Origin of the sequence: Streptomyces sp. NPDC046915 (assembly GCF_040644935.1) — a bacterium.
GTDB lineage: Bacteria > Actinomycetota > Actinomycetes > Streptomycetales > Streptomycetaceae > Streptomyces.
On sequence record NZ_JBEYXB010000007.1, the window covers coordinates 189,865 to 206,374 of the forward strand.

A 16,510-nucleotide genomic window follows, 5' to 3' on the forward strand; every position below is an offset into this window, starting at 1 on the left:
GATGGCCGCGGGATACCTGGAGATCCTCAGGGCGAAGCACGCGGTCCGGCTGCTGACGGGCACCCTGGTGGGCCGTCTGCCGAACGCCACGGCCGCCATCGCGCTGGTGCTGTTCGTCCGTGGCCAGGGTGGCACGTACAGCCTCGCCGGAGCCCTGGCGGCGGTCTACGGCGTCGCGAACGCCGTGGGGCAGCCGGTGCTCGGCCGGCTCGTGGACCTCCACGGGCAGCCGCGTGTGCAGCTGCCCGCCGCGGTGGCCTCGGCCCTGGCGATGACGGTGTTCGCCTTCTCCGGTACTGACCGGCTGCCGCTCGCCTACGCCGCCGTCGCGGCGGCCGGGCTGTTCACCCCGCCCCTGGAGGGCGGTCTGCGCGCCCTGTGGCCCTCCGTGCTGCGGCGGGAGGAGCAGGTGCACACGGCGTACGCGATGGACGCGGTGGCCCAGGAGGTCATGTTCACGGTCGGCCCGCTGCTGGTGACGCTGTGCGTGGCCCTGTGGGACGAGCGGGCCGCGCTGCTCGTCCTGAACGCCGTGGGGGTGCTGGGCGCGCTCTCGGTGGTCGTCTCGCCGCCCTCGCGCGCGTGGCGTTCGGCTCCGCGTGAGGCGCACTGGCTGGGCGCCCTGCGTTCGCCGGGCCTGCTGGCGTTGCTGGGTGCCTTCCTGTTCGTGGGTATCGCGCTCGGCTCCATCACGGTGGCCTCGGTGCCGTACGCCGACGGGCACGGTGGGGACGCGGTGTACGGCTGGCTGATGGCGGCGCTGGGCCTGGGCGCGCTGGTGGGCGGCACGGTGTACGGGGCGCGGCAGTGGGCCGGTGTGCCCGAGCGGCGACTGAGGGTGCTGGTGGGTCTTCTGGCGGTGTGTTACCTGCCGCTGACGCTGATGCCGGGCGCGGTGGCGATGGTGCTGCTGACGGCGCTCTCCGGGGTGTTTCTCGCCCCGTGCATCGCCTGTGCGTTCATCATCGTGGACCGGCACGCGCCGGGCGGTACCGTCACCGAGGCGTTCTCCTGGCTTGTGACGACGTTCACAGTGGGTGCGTCGGTCGGAACGGGCCTGGCGGGCCCGGTCGTCGAGGCGGGCGGGCCGCTGTGGGGATTCGCCGTGCCGGGTGCGGCAGGTGCGGTGTCGTTGCTGGTCCTCGTGGCCACCGGGCGGGTCCTCGCAGCTCCCGCCAGGGGTGCGGTCGTTGCGGCTTCATCGGAAAATGATCCAAATCGTGCTGCCGAACCCCGTTTCAGCTCGGGGGATCGGGCGTAATGTTCACTCATGGACCGCCGCATTTTCGGGCTGGAGAACGAGTACGGCGTCACGTGCACGTTCAGGGGACAGCGCCGCCTGTCGCCTGACGAGGTGGCGCGGTACCTCTTCCGCCGTGTCGTGTCATGGGGCCGCAGCAGTAATGTCTTTCTGCGAAACGGCGCCCGGCTCTATCTCGACGTGGGCTCACATCCGGAATACGCGACACCCGAATGTGACAATGTGACCGAACTGGTCACCCACGACAAGGCCGGCGAGCGCATTCTCGAAGGACTCCTGGTGGACGCGGAACGACGCCTGCACGAGGAGGGAATCGCGGGCGACGTCTACCTTTTCAAGAACAACACGGACTCGGCGGGCAACTCCTATGGTTGCCACGAGAACTATCTGGTGGCCCGGCACGGGGAGTTCTCCCGGCTCGCGGACATCCTCATTCCGTTCCTGGTCACCCGGCAGCTGCTGTGCGGCGCCGGCAAGGTGCTCCAGACCCCGCGTGGCGCGGTGTACTGCGTCAGTCAGCGGGCGGAGCACATCTGGGAGGGCGTCTCCTCGGCGACGACCCGCTCCCGTCCCATCATCAACACGCGCGACGAGCCGCACGCGGACGCCGAGCGCTACCGCCGTCTGCACGTCATCGTGGGCGACTCGAACATGTCCGAGACGACCATGCTGCTCAAGGTCGGCGCCACCGACCTGGTGCTGCGCATGATCGAGGCGGGCACGGTGATGCGCGACCTGACCCTGGAGAACCCGATCCGGGCGATCCGCGAGGTCAGCCACGACATCACGGGCCGGCGCAAGGTGCGTCTGGCCAGCGGCCGGGAGGCCTCCGCGCTGGAGGTGCAGCGGGAGTACTACGAGAAGGCCGTGGACTTCTGCGAGCGCCGTGGTATCCGTACCGGCACGGTCGAGCAGGTGCTGGAGCTGTGGGGCCGCACGCTGGACGCGATCGAGACCGAGGACCTCGACCGAATCGGCACCGAGATCGACTGGGTGATGAAGTACAAGCTCATCGAGCGGTACCGGGCCAAGCACAACATGACGATGTCGCATCCGCGGGTCGCCCAGATAGACCTCGCCTACCACGACATCCACCGTCGTCGTGGCCTGTACTACCTGCTGGAGAAGAAGGGCCAAGCCACCCGGATCTGCAACGACTTGAAGATCTTCGAGGGCAAGTCGGTTCCTCCGCAGACCACTCGGGCGCGGTTGCGCGGTGACTTCATCCGGCGGGCGCAGGAGCAGCGCCGGGACTTCACGGTCGACTGGGTGCACCTGAAGCTGAACGACCAGGCGCAGCGGACCGTGTTGTGCAAGGACCCGTTCCGTTCGGTGGACGACCGGGTGGAGAAGCTGATCGCCGGGATGTGAGCCGGGCGTTCACTCCTTGTGTTTGTGGGCCAAGCGTTTCTGCACATCAATGCGGGAACGTCACACGGGCGCCGTACGTTTTCCGTACGGCGCCCGTGTCACGCCGTAGAGTTGCGCGCACCCCATCCACAAGATCGACCGATTACGAGGCTCCCCCCGTGCGCCGACGCTCCCTCCTCCTTGCCGCCGTACCCGCAGGACTCGTCACGCTCGCCGGTTGTGGCGACGGCTCGTCCGAATCGAGCAAGGCCTCCGCGTCGCCGTCGGCCTCCCCCTCCTCCGTCCCGCCGCCGAAGATCGTGGACGGGCCGCTGCCCGCCATCACCGCGGGAACGAAGTTCGGTGAGAAGCCGACGGTGGCCAAGGGGACGGGGGAGCCGTCGAAGAACCTGGCGGTCAGGACGGCGATCGCGGGCAGCGGCCGCGCGATCGCGGAGAACGACTTCATCGTGGCGAACTACCTGGGCCAGATCTGGGCCACGGCGAAGGTCTTCGACAACTCCTACGACCGCAAGGCGCCCCTGGTCATGCAGCTCGCCCAGGGCAGCCTCATCGACGGCTGGCGGTATGCCCTGGCGGGCAAGAAGGCCGGCAGCCGTATCGAGATGGCCGTCCCGCCGACCTGGGGATACGGCAAGGCCGGCAACCCGGACGCGGGCATCAAGGGCACCGACACGCTGGTCTTCGTCGTCGACCTGGTGGACTCCTTCAACTCCAAGAGCTCCAGCAAGGGCAAGCCGGTCGCGCAGAACGACGCGAGTCTGCCGAAGATCGGCACCGAGACGGACGGCAGTGCGCCCTCGGTCGACATCCAGCAGCCGGATCCGCCGAAGAAGCTCGTGTCGAACTACGTCCTGGAGGGCGACGGGCCCGAGGTCAAGGCGAGCCAGACCATTTTGTGTCAGTTCCAGGGCCTGGTCTGGAAGAAGGGCAACAAGGGCAAGCCGTTCGTCGCGACGTACGGCACCGGGCGGCTGAGCCAGCTCTCCCTGGAGCAGATGCAGCAGGTCGTCAAGGGCCTGACCGATGGTGTCACGGGCAAGAAGGTGGGCAGCCGGGTTCTGATCGTGGTGCCCCCGGACCAGGGTTACGGTGACAACCCGCCGAGCGGCAGCCCCATCAAGAAGGACTCCACGCTGGTGTTCACCGTGGACATCCTGGCGGCGATGTAGCGCGCGCCGTCGTCCGCCCGCCGCGGGCGCGAGCAGCCCGGAGATGAAAGACTGTCCGCGTTCCGAGTCGTACACAAGCAGGAGCTTTAGACGTGAACATCGAGAAGCCCGAGATCGACTTCCCGGGCGGCGAGCCCCCGGCCGACCTCGAGATCAAGGACATCTGGGAGGGGGACGGCGAGGTCGCCGCCGCCGGTGACTTCGTCAAGGTTCACTACGTGGGCGTCGCGTTCTCCACCGGCGAGGAGTTCGACGCCTCCTGGAACCGCGGCACCCCGCTGGACTTCCAGCTCGGTGTCGCCCAGGTCATCCAGGGCTGGGACAAGGGCGTGCAGGGCATGAAGGTCGGCGGTCGCCGCCAGCTGGTCATCCCCGCACACCTCGCGTACGGCGACCGGGGTGCCGGTGGCCGGATCGCCCCGGGCGAGACGCTGATCTTCGTCTGCGACCTGGTGGGCGTCGCCAAGCGCTGACCGATCCTGGTCGAACGAGGGCCCGTGCTGTCCGCATGGGCCCTCGGTTTTGCATCGGCTTTTGCCGTGATGCTCCGGGGCGGTACGGTCATCGGTTGGAACCACCATAGGGAAGGCGAAGGGCGTCGATGGCCATTGCCAAGGCCGAGCGGCTGATGAACCTGGCGCTGTGCTTGCTGGGTACGCGGCGGCCTCTCAGCAAGCGCGAGCTGCGTGACTCCATCGAGGCCTATGTCGAGGCCGGCAGGCCGGACAAGGGCGCGGCGGGGTCCGACGACTCCTTCAGCCGGATGTTCGAGCGCGACAAGGACGACCTGCGCGAGCTGGGTCTGGTGATCGAGACCGTCGAGAACATCGACGGTGAGGTCGGCTACCTGGCCCGCCGCGACAGCAACAGTCTGCCGCCCATCACCCTGGACGCCGAGGAGGCCGCCGCCCTGGGCCTGGCCGCCAAGGTCTGGCAGCAGGCCCGGCTGGCCGGTGCGGCCAGCGGCGCCCTGCAGAAGCTGCGCGCGGCCGGTCTGCCCGAGGACGTCGACCCGTACGAGGCGCACGGCGCCCTGGAGCCGCGCATTCCGGTGCACGAGGCCGCCTTCGAGCCGCTGATGCTGGCCTGCCGCGACCGTCGCCCGGTCGTCTTCGACTACCGCAAGGCCTCCGCGGCCCACCCGGAGCCCCGGCATGTGGAGCCGTGGGCGCTGGAGTGCTGGCGCGGTCACTGGTACCTGGCGGGCTGGGACCGCGACCGGGGTGCCGAGCGCGTGTTCCGGCTGTCGCGGATCACCGGGAAGGTGCGTACCCGGGGCAACGGGTTCACCGCCCCGGTGCCCGACGTGGTCACCGTCCGCGAGACCGTGGCGAGCTGGGCGGGCGAGATCGCCGATCGCACGGCCCTGATCCGGCTGCGTGCGGACGCCGGTTACCCCCTTCGGGCGAAAGCCACCTCGGTGCGGGAACTCGGAGACGGCTGGGACGAGTTGGAGATTCCGTACGGGCACGGTCTGGATGCCTGGCTGGTGGAGTTCGGTCCGGACGTGGTGGTCCTGGAGCCCGCCGAGCTGCGGGCCGACGTGGTGGACCGGCTGCGTGCCGTGGCCAAGGGCTGAGGGGGAGGGAAGCAGAACAGTGGCAGGCAAACCGGTCAGATCCGTGAACGCGATCGACCAGACCCGGCGGATGCTCTCCCTGGTGACGTATCTGCGTGAGCGTCCGGGCGCCCGGGTCGCGGACGTGGCGCGCGCCTTCGGGATCACCGAGGACGAGCTGGTCTCCGACCTCGACGTGCTGCCCATGTGCGGCACCAGTTTCCGTGGCGGCGACCTGCTCGACATCGACACCGACGGCGAGCGCATCTGGTGGCACAACCCCGCCGCGCTCGGTGCGGAGGCCGCGGAGCCGCTCCGGCTCGCCGCCGACGAGGCCACCGCCCTGCTGGTGGCCGCCCGGGCCGTCGCCACCCTGCCCGGCCTGCGGGAGGGCGACCGGCAGGCGCTGCTGCGGGCGACGGCCAAGGTGGAGGCCGCGGCCGGTGAGGCGGCCGGTGCCAGCTCCCGGCTGTCGGTGACCTTCGAGTCGGAAGGCGGAGTCTTCGCCGACGTCGACCGGGCCATCTCCGAGCGCCGCCGGCTGTGGATCCGCTACTACTCGCCCGCCCGGGACGAGGTCACCGAGCGCGAGATCGACCCCATCCGCCTGGTCAGCGTGGGCCACACCTATGTCGAGGCCTGGTGCCGCCGCTCCGAGGCCCGGCGTACCTTCCGGCTGGACCGGGTCGCCGAGATCAGGATCCTGGACGAGCCGTCGGCGCCGCCGGAGATAGAACTGCGGGACCTCTCCGAAGCGCTGGTGCAGCCCGCCGCGGAGGACCCGGAGGTCGTCGTCGAGGTCGGCCCCGGTGGCCGCTGGGTGGCTGAGTACTACCCGCACGACAGCGCGGATGAGCTTCCCGACGGCGGACTGCGTATTACGTTGCGCACCCCCGATCCGGCATCGCTCAGGCGCCTGGCGCTCCGGCTGGGCCGCGACGGCCGGATCGTGTCGCCGCCCGAGCTGGCCGCCAGCGCCCGCCAGGCGGCGACCGAGGCGCTCGCGGCGTACGACGCGCCGCAGGCGTGACGCATGCTGTGCAACGCTTCATGACCGGCGGGAGTGGCCCGCGGGGCGCGCACCTGCTGCGGCGTCCCGGAGGCGGACGACCAGAAGAAGAGGAGCTGGGGCTTTGAGCGAGTCTGCGGGGTCCGGTGCGAGGGACATGACGGTCGCGGGGGCGTTCGCCGGGATGAAGAGAGTGGTCCCCGTGGTGTTCAAGGCGGGTTGCCCGGACTGCCGGGGCCGCTTCGAGCTCTCCGCGGGCGCTCTGCGCCTGGCGATCGGCGCCACCAGCCGTACGACGTTCTACTCCTTCACCTGCCCCGAGTGCGGCGTGTCCGTCCGCAAGCCCGCGGGGGAGCGCATCGTCGAGCTGCTGACCGGGGGCGGGGTCAGGACCTTGCGGCTGCACTCCACCGTCTAGGCTCGGCGTCATGTTCTGGCCGATGTTCGCGGTAGCTGTGGGTTTCCTGGGACTTGCCGTCCTCGGTGTGCTGGCCGTCCGGGTCTTCCTCGAGGCGCAGCGCCTCGGCAGGCAGGTCACGGACTCCGCGCGCCGTATCAACAGGGCGGCCGAGGACCTGGAGCGGGCGTCCGCGAGCGCCGCCCGCGCTGTCGACTCGCTGTGAGGGCCGCTGTGGCGGTCCTGTGAGTCTTGGGGCGCAAGCGTTTTGGGTCACTTCGCCCTGTCACGCAGGCCGCTGCGACAGGTACGCTGCTGGTCGCGGCCCGGCAACGAGGCACGGCCCGCGGAGCAGGAATACGCACGGGGATTGTTCCACGTTCACCCCCGGGCGTTACGATCGCTGTCAGCACGATGTTCGGACGTGTGTCCGACTGGTCGGACAGGCCCGTCGCCCCGCCTCGGTGAGAAGGTGAAGATTTATGTTCCGCAACGGACTTGAGCCGTGGCACCTGCTGATCCTCGTTGTGGTCATCCTCCTCGTGTTCGGTTCCAAGAAGCTGCCGGACATGGCGCGCTCGCTCGGCAAGTCCGCCCGCATCCTGAAGAGCGAGGCGAAGGCGATGAAGGAGGAGGGCAAGCAGTCCGGCACCTCCGAGTCCGCCGAGGAGCCCGCTCCCGCTCCCGCTCAGCGCACGATCCAGGCCGCGCCCGGCGACGTGACCAGCTCGCGCCCGGTCAACGAGCCGACGGACACGACCCAGCGCTGACTCGAGGACCGGGGACATCTGGTCCGCTGCACGAGATGAGGATGTGGGTTGCCCAAGTCTGCCCGCAAAAAGGAGAGGGATCCCGAGGGCCGGATGCCACTCGCGGATCACTTGCGTGAGCTGCGCAACCGGCTTGCCAAGGGCGTGCTGGCGATCCTCGTTGTCACGATCGTCGCGGCCTTCTTCTACAGGGACATCATCGATGTCATCACCAGGCCGATGCTCGACGAGATCGGCTGTGGCCAGTCCTTCGGGGAACTGGCCAAGGTCAAGAACGCCCACTGCGCGCACATCACCGTCAGCGGCCTGCTGGCTCCGTTCACCCTGGCCCTGAAGGTCGCCCTGATGGCCGGTGTCGTGCTCGCGTCGCCGGTCTGGCTGTACCAGCTGTGGGCGTTCGTCGCGCCGGGCCTGCACCGCAACGAGAAGAAGTACGCCTACGCCTTCGTCGGCTTCGGCTTCCCGCTCTTCCTCACCGGTGGCTACCTCGCGTTCCACGTGCTGCCCACCACGGCCAAGGTGATGATCGGCCTCACACCCGACGGTGCCGAGAACCTGTTGCCGCTGGACGACCTGCTGGACCTGGTCACCCGCATGATCGTGGTCTTCGGTCTCGCCTTCGAGATGCCCTTGCTGCTGGTCATGCTCAACCTCACCGGCGTGCTGTCCGGGCGACGCATGCTGGGCTGGTGGCGCGGCATGGTCATCGGCATCACCGTCTTCGCGGCCGTGGCCACACCCAGCCCCGACCCGATGACGATGCTGGCGCTGGCGGCGCCGATCTGGGGGCTCTACTTCATCGCCGTGGCCATCGCGCTGCTCAACGACCGGCGCCGGGCGCGCCGCGAGGCCGCGGGACCGGGCGACGACGAGGCCTCCGAGCTGGACCTCACCCCCGAGGACATCGGCGAGGTCGAACCGGTCTCCGCAGGCCGGACGGTGCCCGAGCAGGCGGGCTCGGACCGGGTCAACGGATACGACGACGTGACCTGACCGGTCCCTCGATCCGGCTCACGAGCGGTGCCCGCGTCCCCGAGGACGCGGGCACCGCTCGTTGTGGTTGTCCCACGTTCCGGATAATGATCGTCCCGTTGTCAGTGGGGCCCGGTAACCTCGAATGCACGATGACAGAGGACCTCTCACCGGCCGAGCGGTACGCGGCAGCCCGGAGGCGGGCAGCCGAGCAGGCCACCGCACTCGCGTCCTTCCGCGAGATGTACGACTTCGGCCTCGACCCCTTCCAGATCGAGGCCTGCCAGGCGCTCGAGGCGGGGAAGGGCGTGCTGGTGGCCGCCCCCACCGGCTCGGGCAAGACGATCGTGGGCGAGTTCGCCGTCCACCTCGCCCTCCAGCAGGGCAAGAAATGCTTCTACACGACACCCATCAAGGCGCTGTCGAACCAGAAGTACTCCGACCTGTGCCGCCGTTACGGCATACAGAAGGTCGGTCTGCTGACCGGCGACAACAGCGTGAACCCGGACGCCCCGGTGGTCGTGATGACCACCGAAGTGCTGCGCAACATGCTGTACGCGGGCTCGCAGACCCTCCTCGGCCTCGGGTACGTGGTCATGGACGAGGTGCACTACCTCTCCGACCGCTTCCGCGGCGCCGTCTGGGAGGAGGTGATCATCCACCTGCCCGAGTCGGTGACGCTGGTGTCACTGTCGGCGACGGTGTCGAACGCCGAGGAGTTCGGCGACTGGCTGGACACCGTCCGCGGCGACACCGAGGTGATCGTCTCCGAGCACCGGCCCGTGCCGCTGTTCCAGCACGTACTCGCCGGGCGGCGGATGTACGACCTGTTCGAGGAGGGCGAGGGCCACAAGAAGGCCGTCAATCCCGACCTCACGCGGCTGGCCCGTATGGAGGCCAGCCGCCCGTCGTACCAGGACCGCAGACGGGGCCGCGCCATGCGCGAGGCCGACCGGGAACGGGAGCGCAGGCAGCGTTCGCGGGTGTGGACGCCCGGCCGGCCCGAGGTCATCGAGCGGCTCGACTCCGAGGGCCTGCTGCCCGCCATCACCTTCATCTTCAGCCGCGCCGCCTGCGAGGCCGCCGTCCAGCAGTGCCTGTACGCGGGCCTGCGCCTCAACGACGAGGAGGCGCGGGAAAAGGTGCGCGCCCTGGTCGAGGAGCGCACGGCGTCGATCCCCACCGAGGACCTGCACGTCCTCGGCTACTACGAGTGGCTGGAGGGCCTCGAGCGCGGCATCGCGGCCCACCACGCGGGCATGCTGCCGACCTTCAAGGAGGTCGTGGAGGAACTGTTCGTGCGCGGCCTGGTCAAGGCGGTCTTCGCGACCGAGACCCTCGCGCTCGGCATTAACATGCCCGCCCGCTCGGTCGTGTTGGAGAAGCTCGTCAAGTGGAACGGCGAGCAGCACGCCGACATCACACCGGGCGAGTACACCCAGCTCACCGGCCGCGCCGGCCGCCGTGGCATCGACATCGAGGGCCATGCGGTCGTGCTGTGGCAGCGGGGAATGAGCCCCGACCACCTCGCGGGCCTGGCGGGCACGCGCACCTACCCGCTGCGCTCCAGCTTCAAGCCGTCGTACAACATGGCGGTCAACCTGGTCGAGCAGTTCGGCCGGCACCGCTCGCGCGAACTGCTGGAGACCTCCTTCGCGCAGTTCCAGGCCGACAAGTCGGTCGTCGGGATCTCCCGGCAGGTGCAGCGCAACGAAGAGGGGCTGGAGGGCTACAAGGCCTCCATGACCTGTCACCTCGGCGACTTCGAGGAGTACGCGCGGCTGCGCCGCGAACTGAAGGACCGGGAGACCGAACTGGCCCGGCAGGGCGTGGCGCAGCGGCGTGCCGAGTCGGCCGTCGCGCTGGAGAAACTCAAGCCGGGTGACGTGATCCACGTGCCGACGGGCAAGTACGCGGGGCTGGCGCTGGTGCTCGACCCGGGTCTGCCCGCCGGCCGTTCCAACGGCCACCGCGGCTTCGAGCAGCACGACGGCCCGCGTCCGCTGGTGCTGACCGCCGAGCGGCAGGTCAAGCGGCTGGCGTCGATCGACTTCCCGGTGCCGGTCGAGCCGCTGGAGCGGATGCGGATCCCGAAGTCCTTCAACCCGCGCTCGCCGCAGTCCCGTCGGGACCTCGCCTCCGCGCTGCGTACGAAGGCCGGGCACATTCCGGCGGAGCGCGCCCGCAAGAAGCGCTCGCAGGCCGCCGACGACCGCGAGATCGCGCGGTTGCGCACGGCGATCCGCGCGCATCCGTGTCATGGCTGCGACGACCGTGAGGATCACGCCCGTTGGGCCGAGCGGTACCACCGGCTGCTGCGGGACACCTCGCAGCTGGAGCGGCGGATCGAAGGCCGTACGAACACCATCGCGCGGACCTTCGACCGGATCGTCGCCCTGCTGACCGAGCTGGACTACCTGCGCGCGGACGAGGTCACCGAGCACGGCAGGCGGCTTGCCCGGCTGTACGGCGAACTCGACCTGCTGGCCAGCGAATGCCTGCGCGAGGGCGTCTGGGAGGGCCTGACTCCGGCCGAACTGGCCGCCTGCGTGTCGGCGCTGGTGTACGAGGCCCGGGTCGGCGACGACGCGATGGCGCCCAAGGTGCCGTCGGGAAAGGCCAAGGCGGCGCTGGGGGAGATGGTCCGGATCTGGGGGCGGCTGGACGCTCTGGAGGAGGAGTTCCGGATCACCCAGACCGAGGGTGTCGGCCAGCGCGAGCCCGATCTCGGCTTCGCCTGGGCCGCGTACATGTGGGCCAGTGGCAAGGGGCTCGACGAGGTGCTGCGTGAGGCGGAGATGCCGGCGGGGGACTTCGTGCGGTGGTGCAAGCAGGTGATCGATGTGCTCGGGCAGATCTCGGCCGCTTCTCCGGTGGAGGGCTCGACGGTGGCGAAGACCGCGCGTAAGGCGGTCGACCTGTTGTTGCGGGGCGTGGTGGCCTACTCGTCCGTGGGGTGACGGACGGCCGGCGGGTGCCGGTCTCCACACGAGGTGATGTCCCCGGCTTCCTGTGCGCTCGGCGCGCATGGGAAGCCGGGGACGCTTGTTTCTGAGCCGGTGTTCGTCATCGCTGGGGCGGCTCTTCACTCGTTACGGTGAGTTATCTTCGTACGCCTGTCCATGGCTACGTTGAGTGTGCGAATGTTGGCGCAGAGTGCAAATGGGGTCGAGCGTACTCCTGTGGCGTGGGCGATTTCAGGTGCTTGCTGAATATGACACAGCGATGATCCGGTCGGACTAAGCTCGCCCGCGGCGCACCGAGTTGAGGTGAATTCGTGCGCTTGTTCCCAAAGATACCGAAGATCCGGGCTGCTCCAGGAATCTTCCCCCCGAAAGCTCCCCCGACACCCCGCCGATTAGTCACAGAGGCATACATGGTGAGTGTTCAATCCCCTCCCGGTGGCCGCGAACTGTCCTACGTGCGCGTGCTGTTGCTGCCGGCCATAGTGATGGCCGCGGCGACCGGAGCCGCCGTCGCCGTCGTCACGGCGCCGGCCCGGACCGCGGTCGGCCTGTGCGGCGCCGTCGCCACACTGCTGGTGACGGCGGCGGCGGTCGAAGCGGTGCGCCGCGGTCGCAAGCTCAGTGAGGTGCGGGCGGAACACGTCCGCCACACCGCGTACTTGGAGCGGCGCCTCGCCGCCCAGGAAGCCGATCTCCTCCGCTTCCGCACGGAGATCGTGCCGACCGCGCTGTACCGGCTGCGCGCCGGCGAATCCCCCAGAGAGGTGATGCACAAGGTCCTCGACGCCGACCCGGAACTGCGTCACCTCCCCGACGCGCTGCGCGACCTGCTCAAGGCCCTGCTGAAGGTCGTGGACGAGGAGGAGACGGCGCGCGACGCGGCGCAGCAGGCGTTCGTGAACATCGCCCGCCGCGTCCAGGCCATCGTCCACCAGCAGGCCAACGAACTCCGCGAGATGGAGGAGGACCACGGCCGCAACCCCGAGGTCTTCGACGACCTGCTGCGCATCGACCACGGCACCGCGCTGATCGGCCGCCTCGCCGACTCCATCTCCGTCCTCGGCGGCGGCCGCCCCGGCCGTCAGTGGCCCAACCCCGTGGCGCTCTACAGCGTGCTGCGCGGCGCCATGTCCCGGATCCTCGAGTACCGCCGGATCGACCTGGCCTCCATCGCTCATGTGAACATCAAGGGCACCTGCGTCGAGCCGGTCATCCACGCCGCGGCCGAGCTGCTCGACAACGCCACCCGCTACTCGCCGCCCCAGACCAAGGTGCACGTCACCGCCACCGAGGTGCAGACCGGCGTCGCCATCGAGATCGAGGACGCCGGGGTCAGCCTCAACGAGGAGGCCCGGGCCCGGATCGAGAACATGCTGGAGGCGGCCAAGGCGGGCGTCGACCTGCAGACCCTCGGCACCACCCCGCGCCTCGGCCTGGCCGTCGTCGGCCGGCTGTGCTCGACGTACAACATGCAGGTCTCGCTGCGCGCCTCCGCGTACGGCGGCGTCCGCGCCGTCCTCATCGTGCCCAGCAGCATGATGACCACCGAGCCGGCCCCCGGCCTCGCCCACGGCATCGGCGCCACCGCCGTGCCCAAGGCCGAACTCGGCGCACTCGAGGGCCCCAAGCGCGCCCCCAAGAAGCGGCGCCCCACCAGCCCGCGCATCCCCGCCGGGATCTCCATGGAGGACGACGTCCCCGAGGTCACCGAGTGGACCGCCGGCGGCCTGCCGCAGCGCCGCAGCAGGATGAAGATCCCGCTCAGCCGGCGCCTCGCCGAACAGGCCGCCATCGAGCGGGCCGAACGCGAGGGCAACCCCACCATCTGGTCGCAGCACAAGCCCGCACCCGAGCCCGCGAAGAAGAAGGACGACCGCGAACCCGGACTGTGGGTCGAGGCCTTCTGGGAGGGACTCAAGAAGGACAACCCGGGCCATCCGACCGACTTCACGCGGAACCCGACCGCGTACCTGCACCTGATCAACGATTCGGCCACCCACCACACCGAGGCCGACGACGAGGGGGACCTCAAGTGATCCAGCAGCGAGCGAACTTCGACTGGATGCTCAAGGAGCTCGCCGACGGCGTACCGGGCATCGAGATGATCGTGGTGCTCTCCGCCGACGGCCTGCGCATCGCGCGCTACGGCGGCGACCCCGACGCCGCCGACCGCGTCGCCGCGGCCTGCGCCGGCGTGCAGAGCCTGGCCGGCGCCGTCGCCCAGGAACTCCCCGGCAGCGACGGCGACATGAAGCTGGTCGTCATCGAGATCGACGGCGGCTACTTCTACCTGATGGCCGCCGGCGCCAACGCCTATCTCGCGGTCCTCGCCGATGTCGTCTGCGAGCCGGGCCGGATGAGCGGCATGATGCGTGACCTCGTCGTCCGCATCGGCGCCCACCTCACCAGTCCGCCCCGGCGGAACGGGCAGACCGTATGACTCCTCCACAACGCGCACGGCGACTCCCGCAACCGGAACCGCCGCCGGAACCCCTCGCGGCGGGCGAGCGGACGGGGACCAGGAAGAACCCCGAGCGCCTGTACGTCATCACCGGCGCCACCGACGGGGGACGCGCCGAGCTGGACCTGGTGACGTTAATCGTGGCGCGCGCCGATCCACCGCCCTCCGTCCCGCCCGAGCAGGCGGCGCTGCTCCGGCTCTGCACAGCCCCCTTGTCCGTGGCCGAACTCTCGGCCTATCTCAACCTGCCCTTCAGCGCGATGACCGTACTGATCACCGAGATGATCACGGCCGAACTGGTGCAGGCGCGCGTTCCGATCGTCCGCCAGGCGCTGCCCGACCGTTCACTCCTCGAAGCGGTGATGCATGGACTTCAAAAGCTCTGACACCGTCCCGGGCCCACGGACCGCGGATCATCTGCCGCACACGGCCCAGGCCGCGGTGAAGATCGTGATCGTGGGCGGCTTCGGAGTCGGCAAGACCACCATGGTCGGCTCCGTCAGCGAGATCAAACCGCTGACCACCGAAGAGACCATGACCCAGGCCGGCATCGGTGTCGACGACAACTACGGCTCCGAGTCGAAGACGGCCACCACCGTGGCCATGGACTTCGGCCGCATCAGCATCACCGAGAAGCTGGTGCTCTACCTCTTCGGCACCCCCGGCCAGGAGCGCTTCTGGTTCCTGTGGAACGGTCTCTTCGAAGGCGCCCTCGGTGCCGTCGTGCTCATCGACACCCGCCGTCTGGAAGTCAGCTTCGACGTCATAGGGCGACTGGAGGAACGCGGTGTGCCCTTCGTCGTCGCCGTCAACTCCTTCCCCGACGCGCCTCGTTACCCCATCGAGGAGCTGCGCACCGCGCTGGACCTGCCGCCGGAGATCCCCATCATCGACTGCGACGCGCGCCGCCGGGCCTCCAGCCGCGACACGCTGATGACCCTCATGCGCTTCCTGCACTCGCTCGCCATGACCGGCGCCCTCACCTGACCCCCTCCCGGCTCTCCCCACACCCCGGAAACATTCCTCGGAGCGACCACTGTGACGCCTGAACCCCATTCCCCGACCGGCACGGACGAACCCACGCTCGGCCCGCCCCCCGGCTGCCCCGCGCACGCCGTCGGACCCGGGGGACTGCACCGGCTGTACGGCCCGGACGCGGACGACCTGGGCGAGCTGTACGACAAGCTGCGGGCGGACTACGGCCCCGTGGCGCCGGTGCTGCTCCACGACGACGTGCCGATGTGGGTGGTCCTCGGACACGCCGAGAACCTGCACATGGTGCGCAGCCCCTCGCAGTTCACCCGGGACAGCCGCGTCTGGAACCCGCTGGCGGAGGGCATGGTCAAGCCCGACCACCCGCTGATGCCGCACATCGCCTGGCAGCCCATCTGCTCGCACGCCGAGGGCGACGAGCACCAGCGGCTGCGGGCGGCCGTCACCGGCGCCATGTCGACCATCGACCACCGCGGCATCCGCCGCCACATCGGCCGCTACACCCAGGTGCTGGTCAACAAGTTCTGCGGGCAGGGCCGCGCCGACCTGGTCGGCCAGTTCGCGGAGCATCTGCCGATGGCGGTGATGTGCGAGATCCTCGGCATGCCCGAGGAGTTCAACGACCGCATGGTGCAGGCCGCCCGCGACGCGCTCAAGGGCACCGAGACGGCCATCGCCAGCCACACCTACGTCATGGACGCGCTGAGCCGGCTCACCAGCCGCCGCCGAGCCCGGCCGGACGAGGACTTCACCAGCCACCTCATCACCCACCCCGCCGGGCTGACCGACGACGAGGTCCGGGAGCACCTGCGCCTGGTGCTCTTCGCCGCCTACGAGGCCACCACCAACCTCCTCGCCAACGCGCTGCGCATGGTCCTCACCGAGCCGGGCTTCCGCGCCCAGCTCAACGGCGGGCAGATGACGGTGCCCGAGGCGGTCGAGCAGTCCCTGTGGGACGAGCCGCCGTTCAGCGCCGTCCTCGGCTACTTCGCCAAGCAGGACACCGAGCTGGGCGGCCAGCGCATCCGGCAGGGCGACGGGCTGCTGTTCGCCCCGAGACCGGGCAACGTCGACCCGCGGGTACGTCCCGACCTGTCCGCCAACATGCAGGGCAACCGCTCCCACCTCGCCTTCGGCGGAGGCCCGCACGAGTGCCCCGGCCAGGACATCGGCCGTGCCATCGCCGATGTCGGCGTCGACGCGCTGCTGACCCGCCTGCCGGACGTCCAGCTCGACTGCGACGAGGAGGAGTTGCGCTGGCGGTCGTCGATCGCCTCACGGCACCTGGTGGAACTGCCGGTGCGCTTCGAACCGAAGCCGCAGCAGGACGTGACGCTCAAGCCCAGCCCCGCGCCGATCCCGCCGCAGCGCGCCACCTGGCAGATCGGCACCCCCCGTACGGAACCCGCACCGGCCCCCGCCTCCGCCCCCGTCTCCGCTCCCGAAGCCGAGGCGGCGGTGGCACCGCAGCCGGCTCCCGCGCCCGCCGAACCGGCCCGCCGGCGCGGTGTGTGGCAGCGCCTCAAGCAGTGGTGGCGCGGCCACTGACCGGCCTGCCGGCCTGGCCGCCCCGCCTAGGG

16 protein-coding genes are annotated in these 16,510 nt (G+C 69.9%); all 16 read left to right on the forward strand.

Features of this window, described 5'->3' with window-relative positions; all coding sequences use genetic code 11:
• Nucleotide 1 precedes the first annotated feature (1 nt).
• A complete protein-coding gene (locus ABZ915_RS19865; protein WP_361804363.1) occupies nucleotides 2-1,261 on the forward strand; it encodes an MFS transporter in 1,260 nt (419 codons plus the stop codon).
• Nucleotides 1,262-1,270: 9 nt separating this feature from the next.
• On the forward strand, nucleotides 1,271-2,632 hold the full coding sequence (gene pafA / locus ABZ915_RS19870) for a Pup--protein ligase (RefSeq protein ID WP_055622880.1): 1,362 nt from the start codon (nucleotides 1,271-1,273) through the stop codon (nucleotides 2,630-2,632).
• A gap of 158 nt (nucleotides 2,633-2,790) precedes the next feature.
• A complete protein-coding gene (locus tag ABZ915_RS19875; RefSeq protein ID WP_361804366.1) occupies nucleotides 2,791-3,804 on the forward strand; it encodes an FKBP-type peptidyl-prolyl cis-trans isomerase in 1,014 nt (337 codons plus the stop codon).
• Between the two features lie 92 nt (nucleotides 3,805-3,896).
• Nucleotides 3,897-4,277: an FKBP-type peptidyl-prolyl cis-trans isomerase gene (locus ABZ915_RS19880; RefSeq protein ID WP_361804369.1), complete on the forward strand. Its 381-nt coding sequence runs from the start codon at nucleotides 3,897-3,899 to the stop codon at nucleotides 4,275-4,277.
• A 128-nt stretch (nucleotides 4,278-4,405) separates the two neighbouring features.
• Nucleotides 4,406-5,383 (forward strand): WYL domain-containing protein, encoded by a 978-nt coding sequence (locus tag ABZ915_RS19885; RefSeq protein WP_361804372.1) that lies wholly within the window; start codon nucleotides 4,406-4,408, stop codon nucleotides 5,381-5,383.
• A 19-nt stretch (nucleotides 5,384-5,402) separates the two neighbouring features.
• Nucleotides 5,403-6,392, forward strand: coding sequence for a WYL domain-containing protein (locus tag ABZ915_RS19890; RefSeq protein WP_361440762.1), 990 nt, complete (start codon nucleotides 5,403-5,405; stop codon nucleotides 6,390-6,392).
• Between the two features lie 103 nt (nucleotides 6,393-6,495).
• Nucleotides 6,496-6,789, forward strand: coding sequence for a hypothetical protein (locus tag ABZ915_RS19895; RefSeq protein ID WP_361804375.1), 294 nt, complete (start codon nucleotides 6,496-6,498; stop codon nucleotides 6,787-6,789).
• Between the two features lie 10 nt (nucleotides 6,790-6,799).
• Nucleotides 6,800-6,994, forward strand: a complete 195-nt coding sequence (locus ABZ915_RS19900) for a hypothetical protein (protein ID WP_361804378.1) — start codon at nucleotides 6,800-6,802, stop codon at nucleotides 6,992-6,994.
• A gap of 256 nt (nucleotides 6,995-7,250) precedes the next feature.
• The gene (gene tatA / locus ABZ915_RS19905) at nucleotides 7,251-7,538 is read left to right on the forward strand and encodes a Sec-independent protein translocase subunit TatA (RefSeq protein ID WP_361804381.1); all 288 of its coding nucleotides are present in this window, start codon (nucleotides 7,251-7,253) and stop codon (nucleotides 7,536-7,538) included.
• Nucleotides 7,539-7,586: 48 nt separating this feature from the next.
• The gene (tatC, locus tag ABZ915_RS19910) at nucleotides 7,587-8,531 is read left to right on the forward strand and encodes a twin-arginine translocase subunit TatC (RefSeq protein ID WP_361804384.1); all 945 of its coding nucleotides are present in this window, start codon (nucleotides 7,587-7,589) and stop codon (nucleotides 8,529-8,531) included.
• Between the two features lie 86 nt (nucleotides 8,532-8,617).
• Nucleotides 8,618-11,470, forward strand: a complete 2,853-nt coding sequence (locus ABZ915_RS19915) for a DEAD/DEAH box helicase (protein WP_361804387.1) — start codon at nucleotides 8,618-8,620, stop codon at nucleotides 11,468-11,470.
• A gap of 416 nt (nucleotides 11,471-11,886) precedes the next feature.
• Nucleotides 11,887-13,512 (forward strand): ATP-binding protein, encoded by a 1,626-nt coding sequence (locus ABZ915_RS19920; RefSeq protein WP_361804390.1) that lies wholly within the window; start codon nucleotides 11,887-11,889, stop codon nucleotides 13,510-13,512.
• Nucleotides 13,509-13,916, forward strand: coding sequence for a roadblock/LC7 domain-containing protein (locus ABZ915_RS19925; protein ID WP_132853723.1), 408 nt, complete (start codon nucleotides 13,509-13,511; stop codon nucleotides 13,914-13,916). The genes ABZ915_RS19920 and ABZ915_RS19925 overlap by 4 nt, the downstream gene beginning before the upstream one ends.
• Nucleotides 13,913-14,323: a DUF742 domain-containing protein gene (locus ABZ915_RS19930; protein ID WP_361804393.1), complete on the forward strand. Its 411-nt coding sequence runs from the start codon at nucleotides 13,913-13,915 to the stop codon at nucleotides 14,321-14,323. Before ABZ915_RS19925 ends, ABZ915_RS19930 begins: the two co-directional genes overlap by 4 nt.
• Nucleotides 14,304-14,924: an ATP/GTP-binding protein gene (locus tag ABZ915_RS19935; protein WP_361804396.1), complete on the forward strand. Its 621-nt coding sequence runs from the start codon at nucleotides 14,304-14,306 to the stop codon at nucleotides 14,922-14,924. The genes ABZ915_RS19930 and ABZ915_RS19935 overlap by 20 nt, the downstream gene beginning before the upstream one ends.
• A 51-nt stretch (nucleotides 14,925-14,975) precedes the next feature.
• Nucleotides 14,976-16,478 carry a cytochrome P450 gene (locus ABZ915_RS19940; protein ID WP_361804399.1) on the forward strand — a complete coding sequence of 501 codons (1,503 nt, stop codon included), beginning with the start codon at nucleotides 14,976-14,978 and terminating at the stop codon, nucleotides 16,476-16,478.
• The last annotated feature ends 32 nt before the right edge of the window (nucleotides 16,479-16,510 follow it).

Excerpts from the sequence above, each read along its gene's own strand:
- ABZ915_RS19865 (WP_361804363.1), top strand. The coding sequence starts at position 2 with ATGGCCGCGGGATACCTGGAGATCCTCAGGGCGAAGCACGCGGTCCGG.
- pafA (WP_055622880.1), top strand. The coding sequence starts at position 1,271 with ATGGACCGCCGCATTTTCGGGCTGGAGAACGAGTACGGCGTCACGTGC.
- ABZ915_RS19885 (WP_361804372.1), top strand. The coding sequence starts at position 4,406 with ATGGCCATTGCCAAGGCCGAGCGGCTGATGAACCTGGCGCTGTGCTTG.
- ABZ915_RS19900 (WP_361804378.1), top strand. The coding sequence starts at position 6,800 with ATGTTCTGGCCGATGTTCGCGGTAGCTGTGGGTTTCCTGGGACTTGCC.
- tatA (WP_361804381.1), top strand. The coding sequence starts at position 7,251 with ATGTTCCGCAACGGACTTGAGCCGTGGCACCTGCTGATCCTCGTTGTG.
- ABZ915_RS19915 (WP_361804387.1), top strand. The coding sequence starts at position 8,618 with ATGATCGTCCCGTTGTCAGTGGGGCCCGGTAACCTCGAATGCACGATG.
- ABZ915_RS19920 (WP_361804390.1), top strand. The coding sequence starts at position 11,887 with ATGGTGAGTGTTCAATCCCCTCCCGGTGGCCGCGAACTGTCCTACGTG.
- ABZ915_RS19930 (WP_361804393.1), top strand. The coding sequence starts at position 13,913 with ATGACTCCTCCACAACGCGCACGGCGACTCCCGCAACCGGAACCGCCG.
- ABZ915_RS19935 (WP_361804396.1), top strand. The coding sequence starts at position 14,304 with ATGGACTTCAAAAGCTCTGACACCGTCCCGGGCCCACGGACCGCGGAT.